Below are 10,669 nucleotides of genomic sequence, written 5' to 3' on the forward strand. Positions count from 1 at the left end.
CGCGCTGACGACGCTGGCTTCCGCGATGTGGCTGGCGAAGGATCGTCTGCCACTCTGGTAAGGCATGGAGCAGAAAAAACAACGCCACCCGAAGGTGGCGCTGTCGTGGTTAGTACTGGTCGCGATCCAACCAGTTGCCGTTCGCTATCAACGTGCATCCCTCAACGGAACGTTGATACACATACATCCATGCGCTGCCGTAAGGCGTCTGAATGAGGTGGCGCGCATACTCGCCCCCCTTCGTGCGTAGCGCATCCAGTTCGGCCAGCGTCGATGCATCAATACGATAAACTTCACCATGTACTGTGCCTTCGCCGGGCACCGCGCCTGGATAGTGGCCCAGGCTGTACAGCTGATAATCGTTGACACTATGAGCGCCCAGCCACTGGGCGTTGGTCATCCAGTGGCTGTTGCCTTGTTTGCGTCGTAAACTGCCGTAAACAAATATTCGCATTGCTAAAACTCAAACTGATAGAGCAAATCGAGCGCCTGGTCAATGCCAGACACCGCTTCCACATATAGCCTAGGCATCAGGCGATAACGTAAAGTCAGCGTCGCCAGGGAGTCGAAAATACCGACCCCATATTTTACCTGCAGACCCGGCAGTACATAGCCGCTGACCACCACCTGGGAAGAGTCGCCTACCCCTTCGGTGTCCAACGCCAAATTGCTTACGCCAAACGTCTCGCCGATTTTACCCACAACCTGACCACTTTGTGCAACCCCCATTCCAATAAGCATTGAGGTCATCGCGGCGCTATCGCTCTGTCCGCTGCTCAAACCCTGGCCGCGCAGCAGATAAGATAGCGCTTCCTGCTGGGACATCACCGGGTCAGAGAAGATCTCCGCTTTCGGCTGATCGGCGGAGCCGGTGACGCGAACGCCGGCGATCACATCGTCTTCGGTAGCATCCGGGTTACGAATCGCTTCGATATTCAGCAGCGGCTGATCCGGCGGACCGGAGAACAGCAGCTCCCCTTTGCGAACAATCAGATCCTGACCATAGGCGTGGAAGCGGCCGTCCGGAATATTGATCTGCCCGTTGAGGCCCAAGCCTTGCTTGTCCTGCGCCACTTTCAAATCACCGGTCAGACGCGCTTTCAGACCAAAGGCTTCCAGACGCACGTTGTTGCCGACGTGAATCGTCAGGTTGCTGTTGATCGGGATACCGGCGCTCTGCTGATTAATCGGCTTGAGGTTTTTATCCAGCATCACTTCATCAGAGGAGACGCCAACCGCGCTCTCTGGCACCTCGTTGACCACGATCCGCGCCCAGGGCACATCCACCTTGCCATCAAGGCTGAACAGGCTCGGCGTGGCGGTAAACACCACGTCCGGCGACACATCGAGACGCACCATCGGCGGCACCGTGATCCGCACCCGGCTGCCCTTCGCTGCAATCTGCGCCCGCCAGTTATCGATCTGCGTCCAGTCGGCGTTGCCGCTGAGAGCAATTTGCCCCTGGCGGGTGTTCACCGTCCCCTGCAGGGTCGAGCGCGTGCCGTTGAAGTTCATCGCCAGCTGGCTCGGCTGCATATCAAACGGCATGAAGTTGCCATCGATATCCACCCCGCTGAGCTGCATCTGGCCGAACAGCTGCGGGCTTTTCACGTTGCCGCCCAGACGCAGACGGGCGTTGAGCCTCCCCTCGGCTTTTTCGCCGCGAGCGAAAATCGGGTTGATCATCGCCAGCGAGAAGTTGCTGATATTGACGTTGCCGCCGAGATTACGCCGCCCCTGCGGGTCGGTGACCTGCACCTGCCCATCCAGTTGACCATTGTTGGTCAGGCGGATAAGCCAGCCCAGCTCGGCGCGATTGTTATGCAGGTCGGCGCTGAGGTTCAGCGTATCGAATGCCACCGGCAGCGGCGCGTCGTTGACCACCTGGGTCACCTTGACGTTGCGCCCGCTGAGGGTCACTTTGCCCTGCGGCAGCCCCTCTTTGGTGGTGTCCCAGCTCACATCGGCATTACCGGTAAACACGCCGCTGGCCTGGGTCGCCTCCGGCATAAACGGCTTAAGCATCGCCAGATCGAAGCGGTTGAGGTTCACTCGCGCCCGCCCGCTGGCGCCCGCGTCGATGGTCTGCGGGACGCAAAGCTCGGCGTTCGGGTTGGTCCAGCAGTGTGGCCCAATGCTGATTTTCTGCTCCTGGTTGCGGTAGTCCAGCGCAATGCTGCGCGTCAGCGCTACCGGCCCTACCGGCGTCTGGAAGCGGGTATCGCTCAGCGAGCCTCTCCAGCGTTCGGCCTGACGATCGAAGCTGCCTGCCAGCGTCAGCTGGCCGGAAACCGGATCGCCCTGCACGCGCAGCCGCAGCTCATGCTGCTTCTCAGTACCTTTGGCATTGAGCTGCACCAAACTGATATTGACCCCCGGCTGGCTAATGCGATCGACCCGCACATCCAGATTACCGCCAATCTGATCGGTGGATTTCACGTCCCCTTTGACGTTGACCTGGGCGATCGTCAGTTCCTGCCAGCGCAGCGCCCGGGCGGTGATGTCGGCCAGAAGCTGCGGCGCATCGACAGTGCCGCGCACTTTCACCAGCCCCTTCGCCGTTCCGCCAAGCCCCGGCAATGCATTATCCAGATGCGGGGCATCGATAGTGGCGTCGAGGTTAAGATCCTTCACCCCAAGCTCACCTTTGATATCGGCGCTGTTCGGGCCTAACGCCAGGTGCAGGCCCGGGATTTTCCACTGCAGATAGCTGTTACCCTGCAGCGAGCCCGAAACATCCACTTTGTTCTGCTTCACGTTGCCGGTAATTTTCAGCTCCGGCACCGACATCTGCCAGCTGCCGCCGTACAGGCTGCCCTGGGTCTTGATCATGCCGTTGAGCTTCGACGGCCAGTCCGGCACCTCTTTGGCGGTGTTGATCCCATCGAGGGTCAGCTCGCCGCGCCAGCTGATCGCCTGCTGCCAGTCGAGCAGCGCCTTCAGCTCGGTTTTCCCTTCCAGGGCGTTGACCGTCAGCTTGTCGAGATTAATCTGCCGCTCATTGCCTTTGGCGTTGAGGGTGATTTTCGCCGGCGGCAGCGACTGACCTTTCACCGCCGTGGAGAAGGCCAGCGCGTAGTCGGTCATTTTGCCGCTAAACTTCAGCTGGACGTCGTCGGCCTGGAACTGCTTCTCGCCGCTGAATGGCCAGGCGAGCTGCTTACTCTTCAGCTCCATATTGAGCGGCAGCCCGGCCTCCGCCAGCTGCGCATCCGCGCGCAGCGTGGCCGCGACCGGCCCGCTTAAGTCCACCCCGACCTTAAGCGTTTTACGCACTTCGCCGCCCACCTTCAGCTGCACCTTCTCCCCTTTCATCGGGTCAACGTTCAGCGTTCCGGCGAGGGTAATGTCCACCGGCCAGTTATCCTGCAATTGCGCGTGGCCCGAGGCGCTGACCTTGCCCTGATCGGAGTCGATATCGAGGGCGTCGAGCTTCATCTGACCGTCGATACTGCTGACTTTCAGCAGCAGGTTATACACGGTGATGTCGGTATCGCCGGTCAGGCGTAGTTGTTCTCCGCGGAACGCCTGAATATTGAGGTTCAGCGGCAGATGGACATCGGTCATTGCCGGCAGCACCGGCTGCGAGAAGAGGTCGGTCATCGTCTCGCCGAGCGGTTTTTCCTGCGGCTTCGGGTTGTCGATTTTCGGCTCGACCACCTGCTCCTGCGCCACTTTCGCCACCTTCGGCAGGGCGATTAGCAGCCCCTGCAGCGAGGTCGGCGTCAGGGTCAGGTTTTTCTCCTGCCAGTTCAGGCCGGTGGAAAAATCGCGCACGGACACTGCAGTATCGTCGATTTTGACGTTGACGTTATGCAGTGCGACGCGGCTGAGGGTGATCGGATAAGGGGTGGAGAGATTCAGCGGCCCGCTGTCTTCTTCCTCGACCGGCGCGGCGGGCGGCATCTTCTTCGTATCGACGGCGACGTAAATATCGCGCAGCGCGATATCGTTTACGCACAGGCTGCTGTCCCACAGGCAGCGCAACCGGACGCTGAGGTGAAACTGACCGGCGGTCACCGCCACCCCGGGCTGCTCGTAGCGGACATTATCGAGGGTTAAATCACGCCAGCCACCGGTGACTTTGCCGATATCCAGCCCCGGTACCCAGCGATCCGCCGCTTTGAACACCAGATGTAAGCCGGTGGTCGTCCCCACCAGGAACCCGACGGTGCCCAGCAGGAGCACCAACACGATTAAGACGCCGAGGCTTATTTTCTTCCATAAACTCATAATTCAGGCCCCAGACCGATGTAAAACTGTAAACCATGCTCTTCTTTGTCGCCGATCGGCCGGGCGATATCCAGCTTGATCGGCCCCACCGGCGACTGCCAGCGCACGCCCACCCCGGCGCCGGTTTTGAAATCGCTCTCGCGAATATCGCTGACCGCTTCGCCGCTATCGACAAACACGGCGCCCCACCATTTACCACTGACGTTGTACTGATACTCCAGCGAGCCGGTCGCCAGCTTCGAGGCCCCGATCAGCTTGCCGTCATCGTCCTTCGGCGAGATAGATTTGTATTTATAGCCGCGAATACTGCGGTCGCCCCCGGCGAAAAAGCGCAGATCCGGCGGCACCTTGTCAAAGTTGTCCGCTTCGATCCAGCCAAGGTTGCCGCGCACCACAAAGCGGTGGCGGTCATAGAGGGTACGGATCCAGACGTCCTGGGCCTGCATCACGATGAAGTTGATGTCCGAGCCCCACATGGTGTTGGAGTAGTCCACGGAGTAGCGCTGTGAATCGCCCCAGGTGGGCATCAGACCGCCGCGAGAGCGAGTGCGGTTCACCGAGACCCCAGGGTAAATCAGCATGGTGGTGTTGGTGACGTTCGCCTGGGTAAAGTGGTCCAGGCTCCAGCGCAGGTTGATCGCCCGCTGCCAGCCGCTCGACATCTCCCAAAAACGCGATACCCCAAGCGTGGTGGAGTCGGCCTGGGTGTCATTAAGATCGGTGCGCTTAAAGCCGCCCTGCATCAGATAGTACTGCTCGAGCGGGCTCTTCAGCAGCGGGACTTTATAGGTAAAGTCGAACTGCTGCTCCGGAGCAGAGAGGCTGACGCTGGAGGTCAGGCTGTGGCCATACGAGTTCATCCACGGTTTTTTCCACGTGGCTTTCACGCGCGGCCCGACATCGGTTGAAAAACCAACCCCGGTTTCCACGGTGTTCTCTTTGCGTGGCGAAACAACGCCCTGCAGAGGCAGCACCTTGGTTTTCCGTGACTTAGCGAAATCAGGCGCCACCACGACTGAACTGAACCAGCCGGTCGCCGCCAGGCGGCGGTTTAGCTCGGCCAGATCCTGCGAGGTGTAGTAGTCGCCCTCTTTAAACGGCACGAGGTTTTGCAGGTATTCATCGCGAATTTGCGATCCGGAGAAGGTGACGTGACCAAAGCGATAGCGCTCGCCGCTGTCGTAATCGATATCCCAGAACGCCTGGTGGCGGTCAAGGGAGACCCCGAGCTGGCTTTTGTTGAACTCGCTGTCAAAGTAGCCTTTGCGCAGGGCGACGCGGGTCAACGAGCTTTTGAAACCGTCATAATCGCCATGGTTCAGCACCGTCCCGATGGCCGGACGCGTTTTTAGCAGCGCCAGATAGTCGCTATCGGTACGGGCGCCGCCGCGCAGAATGACCTCGGTTCCACCAATGCGCACCGGTTCACCCGGGGTCACTTTGGCGATCAGCACCTGACGCCCCCTTTTCGGCGGCGGACGTAAATCAAATTCAATCGTCGGCTCGTAATAACCCAGCGCTTTCAGACCTTCGCGAATGGCGTCATCGACGCGCGCGCGAAAGCGACGATCCGGCGTGACCTCATCACTCTGGATGGTGGAAAGCTGGGCGCGAACGTTTCTCTCCAGCTCCCCGGATAATCCCTCAACCTGCAAACGCACATTCGCTGCGCTGGCGACCCCGCTGACCAGCAAAAGGCTGGTGATACATAACTGGCGGATTTTTAGCACATTTTCTCCTGAATCTCCCTGTTTCCCCCTACAGGAAACACTGGCGCCGCTCCACGGCTTAACAAAACCCTAACAACCAGGGTTGAAAAAGTGGCAATAACCCAAATAATTCTTATGTATTAATCTAGACGTATTACGCGTGTTTATTGTGTTAAAAGACACGCTTCGTTACAACCTTAACGACGATTTCTGTATTGAGAGGCCAACCGTGAGTCTATTTGATAAAACGCATCTTGTCGCCCAGGCGGATGCGCTGCCTGGACGCAATACCCCCATGCCAGTGGCGACGCTCCACGCAGTTAACGGCCACTCGATGACCAACGTCCCGGCGGGGATGGAAGTGGCGCTGTTCGCCATGGGCTGCTTCTGGGGAGTGGAGCGCCTGTTCTGGCAATTGCCGGGGGTTTACAGCACCGCCGCAGGCTATACCGGCGGCTATACGCCAAATCCGACCTATCGCGAAGTGTGCAGCGGCCAGACCGGTCACGCGGAAGCAGTGCGCGTGGTTTACGATCCGCAGGTCATTAGCTATGAGCAGTTATTACAGGTGTTCTGGGAAAATCACGATCCGGCGCAGGGCATGCGACAGGGCAACGACCACGGTACCCAGTACCGTTCGGCGATTTACCCGCTGACGCCGGAACAAACGGCAGCGGCAAAGGCCAGCCTCGCCCGCTTCCAGGCGGCGATGAACGACGCGCACGATACTCGTCACATCACTACCGAGATCGCTACCGCCAAACCCTTCTACTATGCCGAAGACGATCATCAGCAGTATCTGTATAAAAACCCGCACGGCTATTGCGGCATCGGCGGCATCGGCGTGTGCCTGCCGCCTCAGTAACAACCCGATTGCGCTATCGGGGTGTGGTGGTTAATCAGAAAAGACCGGGCCCGCAGGGAAGTGGGCCAGAAATGCCGTCACGGTTAACCATTCACGCAATGACGGAAACGTCATCTCTTTCTCTGCCAATGCCCGATCGAAAGCGATTAGCGAATCGATGCCTGCCGTTCCGAACACGCCCCCGGCCCATAGTATTCTTTGCGCCTGGTCCCGCGCCCAGCCACTCTCGCTACGCCAGGCAAGGATATGCAGCAGAGCCTGTAATAAAGAGGCGACGTGGGTGCGCTGCTCTTTCACCAGCCGGCGGTAAACAGGCAGAGCAACACTTCTTATAATGTCGATACTCTCCCATACCGCCTCGTCTTTCAGCAGCCTCCCGGCCTCTTCGCACAGACGATTATGGGTAATAACCTCTTTTTTCTCGATGGTCTTCCCGGCAGCAATCACCATCCCACCCAGCAAATAGAGCGACTCTGGCAATAATGGCAAAACAACCCGCCGTTCTCTGGCAAGCTGCTGTCCGGCATAAAGGCAGTTAACCACTGTTTTTTGGACGTTGTATGGCTCGCTGTGGCTATCGAGGAGGTGTAACTCAGGTACCAGGTGATTCACTAAATCCACCGCCCGGACAGAGTGAAGAATAATGCTGCTCTGTTCGGAGGTCTGTATTCTCTGCACATCCAGTAAAACAGTCTCTTCCATTTTATTTTCCCTCTGTTATACGTACTTGCACAACGCCCATGCCGGGACGCATCTGATTCCAGCCTTCGCTTAATCGCGCAGCATCAGTCATACCCCACCTCAAAACAGGGTTGAAAGAGAGGACATAAACTTAGGTAAGGTATTTATCAGCGCAACGAGAGTGAGCAACAAACAAAAGAGATAGCTGATCGCCATGCATATTTGTAATAACCGTGGCGCCTTGTATCCTTTATTAATATCCTTTCGCCACAGCAGCAGGCAAATAAACAAGCCGGCGACCGGCGTGGATACCGCCGTTGCCACATTCGCTAAGTAAATTAACTGCACCGGCGAACCGCCAAAGCTAAAGCAGATTAACCCCGCCACCACCAGCACCACCATGGATCCCCACTGGACCGCTTTACTCTCCAGCGCGGTAGATTTATTGAAGCCGGAATTGAGCAGCACAACCCCACGCTGAGTATTCCCCAGTAGAGATGAGAAACCCGCCCCCAATAGGGCGACACCCATAATGTATTTTGCCGCCCGTCCCATACTGGGCGTTAACAAATCGGCCAGCTGCGTCGGCGTATTGATTGATATCCCTTGCGGAAAAAGGACGATGGCCCCCACCAGAATAATCGCCCCGCTGATCAGCAGCACACCGATAATATGGGCGACGGTATCCGCCACCATCACGCCATTAAAGAGGTCATCTTTTTTCCATTTTTTCTCTTTGCCAAGGTAAGTGCCGTAGATCCCGGTCGTCAGGGAGGCATTGGTACTGATAAAGCCCAGGGCGGTGACTAAACTCCCCGCAGGAAACATCCAATGCGTTAACCCTTCGCCACTGGCTTTCCAGTCTGGTCCCCCCGTCCCTACCAGGGTAATATAAAAAGCGATAATCATTGCCACAATACAAATAGTGATCCCTTTTTCGACTTTGGAATAAACGCCTTTAGAGAAATAGCAATAGATCATCACCGCAATCATAATTAACGCACCGAGTTTCCAGTCAATGCCGAAAACCAGGTTCATGCCGGCCCCGGTACCCGAGATATTCCCCATGGTAAAAAAAAGACAGGCTAAAAAAGTAGCCCCCCCCACAAACCCCGAGGCGACTTTACCGTAATAGTGACGTATCGCCTCGATTGACGGCATTCCGGTGAGCATCGAGATACGATAGGTCGTCAACATAAACGTGATCCCCATAAAGGCAATGGGGATCAGCAGCCATAACAAAGAGTAGCCATAGTCCGCCCCTAACATCGACGCGGTGGTGATAGCGCCGGGACCGACAACGACCCCGGTAAGAACAATACCCGGACCAATACGGCGAATTAATTGAGAGAAGGGAAGTTTTTCTATTTGTGCGGGTACAGTGGAAGATGTTTTTTCTAAATTATTCATGACAGCCTCATTATATTATCTTTACAGAATATTATATGGCCAACCTTATATATTGAATAAAACCGGATAGTCCCTGGTAAAACCAACCCGTATTCATGAAGAATACGGGTTTAACATACAAATAATGAATTAAATAACCGCTTTTTTAATACCTGCTTCACGGATAGCCGCTTTGATCTCTTCTTCCGCGCCGGGTTCCAGCGGTAACAACGGTGAACGAACGGTCGCGTGTTCCAGGATGCCACGTTCAACCAGAGCATGTTTCAGCGCGACCGTGCCTTCCATATGTGAGCCACGGTGATAAACGGCCTTGGTAACCGGCAGCAGACGATCGTGAACCGCTTTGGCCTTCACATAATCCTGCGCTTTTCCGGCCTCCAGCAGCTCTAACAGGAGTTCCGGCGCAATATTGCCATACCCCACCAGGAAACCATCAATATCAAAAGCGGTATGCAGCAAATATTCATCATGACAGCTGAGGATCTGTAAATCAGGGCGTTCGCGGCGAATCACCGGAATTTCCGTATCCCAGCGGCGCATATTCCGCACGCCATTTTTCATCGCAAAGACTCCCGGTTGCGCGGAGATATCCAGCATCGTTTCGAGGTTATAGGTGGCTTTCGTGACATCCGGATACTGAAACAGAATAAGCGGCAGGCCGCTCTCTTCGTATACCACGCGATAACGATCCTGCGGCGCCCCTTTTTGGTAGCCAAAACGCAGCCAGCCATGGGAGGGATACAGCAGGCCAGCAGAGGCGCCAGCGTCGACGGCACGCTGTGCTTCCAGCGCCGCCACTTCCGTCCCTTCGCCGGTAATACCGGCGATAACCGGCACGCGGCCTTCGGTCGAGTCCACAAAACTACGGATAACATCGGCCTGCTCCTGCTGAGTCAGGAAGGTACCTTCCCCGGCATGTCCCAGCACCACCAGACCTTTCACGCCTTTCACGCTGCCAAGCCAGGAACCTAAGCGTTTGATCGCTTGATGATCGATGCGTCCATCGCGGGTAAAAGGGGTAACGGGGGCTGGAACAATACCACGCAAATCAAGTGCTTTCATGTTAACTCCTTACACATTTCAACAATAAAGATGATAAAATCCCCTTCTTGAAATCGATTGCAGGAACGATTGCAAGTGAGTTGAAATGTCTTCCCTTTACTCCGCAAGATCAAGGGTACTCTGCGAATAAATGCAATTCGCATCACAAAAAAGAGCGGCTTAAATGTTTATCAATCTGCATTACGTGATCTATTTCCCACATTATTGCCTGTTACCGTTCACGCCAATTCAGTTGCGTGGGCGAAATAACTACGAATACAATCTCAGCTGAATTTAAACAGGGAATCGGTCATGGGAAATCAGTCATCTTCAGAGCAAAATGGAAGAACGATCACGATGCAGGATGTGGCACGCGCTGCAGGCGTGAGTGTTTCAACTGTTTCACGCGTGCTGGATGAACGTCTCCCCCCGTCCCGCAGCCCTTCCGCTGAAAAAATACGCGAAGCGGCGAAGCAGTTGGGTTATCGACGTGACTATGTGGCGTCAAGTCTGCGCCGGGGCGATACCGGCACGATAGGCGTACTGGTCCCCAGATTGACTGATACCGTGACGGCGATGTTCTATGAAGCCGTCTCTCAGGCCGCTGCGCGCCATGGGTATTTCACGGTAGTGGCCACCTGTGGCAACGATCCAGAAACGGAAGAGCGCGCCACGCAATCTCTGTTAGACCGCCGGGTGGACGGCCTGATCCTTTCCACCTGCCGCCTGG

The 10,669-nt window shown here is 56.4% G+C and carries 8 protein-coding genes; 2 read left to right on the top strand and 6 right to left on the bottom strand.

Annotated elements, in window-relative coordinates; genetic code table 11:
• Positions 1-109 precede the first annotated feature (109 nt).
• From CW267_RS05670 to tamA, 3 genes are read right to left on the bottom strand one after another with little or no spacing between them, the layout of a single operon-like run.
• Complete coding sequence (locus CW267_RS05670; RefSeq protein WP_008807149.1) at positions 110-454, bottom strand: gamma-glutamylcyclotransferase; 345 nt, start codon at positions 452-454, stop codon at positions 110-112.
• Between the two features lie 2 nt (positions 455-456).
• A complete protein-coding gene (gene tamB, locus CW267_RS05675) occupies positions 457-4,233 on the bottom strand; it encodes an autotransporter assembly complex protein TamB (RefSeq protein WP_008807150.1) in 3,777 nt (1,258 codons plus the stop codon).
• The gene (gene tamA / locus CW267_RS05680; protein WP_008807151.1) at positions 4,230-5,963 is read right to left on the bottom strand and encodes an autotransporter assembly complex protein TamA; all 1,734 of its coding nucleotides are present in this window, start codon (positions 5,961-5,963) and stop codon (positions 4,230-4,232) included. The genes tamB and tamA overlap by 4 nt, the downstream gene beginning before the upstream one ends.
• A 208-nt stretch (positions 5,964-6,171) precedes the next feature.
• On the opposite strand from tamA, the gene msrA reads away from it, so the two are divergent.
• The gene (gene msrA / locus CW267_RS05685) at positions 6,172-6,807 is read left to right on the top strand and encodes a peptide-methionine (S)-S-oxide reductase MsrA (protein ID WP_008807152.1); all 636 of its coding nucleotides are present in this window, start codon (positions 6,172-6,174) and stop codon (positions 6,805-6,807) included.
• A gap of 30 nt (positions 6,808-6,837) precedes the next feature.
• Here the strand turns inward: msrA and CW267_RS05690 are convergent, their stop codons facing one another.
• From CW267_RS05690 to CW267_RS05700, 3 genes are all read right to left on the bottom strand, one after another.
• Positions 6,838-7,509: a hypothetical protein gene (locus tag CW267_RS05690; protein ID WP_008807153.1), complete on the bottom strand. Its 672-nt coding sequence runs from the start codon at positions 7,507-7,509 to the stop codon at positions 6,838-6,840.
• Between the two features lie 99 nt (positions 7,510-7,608).
• Positions 7,609-8,898 carry an Nramp family divalent metal transporter gene (locus CW267_RS05695; protein WP_008807154.1) on the bottom strand — a complete coding sequence of 430 codons (1,290 nt, stop codon included), beginning with the start codon at positions 8,896-8,898 and terminating at the stop codon, positions 7,609-7,611.
• Positions 8,899-9,027: 129 nt separating this feature from the next.
• Positions 9,028-9,960: a dihydrodipicolinate synthase family protein gene (locus tag CW267_RS05700; protein WP_008807155.1), complete on the bottom strand. Its 933-nt coding sequence runs from the start codon at positions 9,958-9,960 to the stop codon at positions 9,028-9,030.
• Positions 9,961-10,251: 291 nt separating this feature from the next.
• On the opposite strand from CW267_RS05700, the gene CW267_RS05705 reads away from it, so the two are divergent.
• A partial coding sequence (locus CW267_RS05705) for a LacI family DNA-binding transcriptional regulator (RefSeq protein WP_133124735.1) occupies positions 10,252-10,669 on the top strand: 418 nt, incomplete at its 3' end.

Origin of the sequence: Klebsiella sp. X1-16S-Nf21, assembly GCF_002837615.1 — a bacterium.
Lineage (GTDB): Bacteria > Pseudomonadota > Gammaproteobacteria > Enterobacterales > Enterobacteriaceae > Klebsiella > Klebsiella variicola.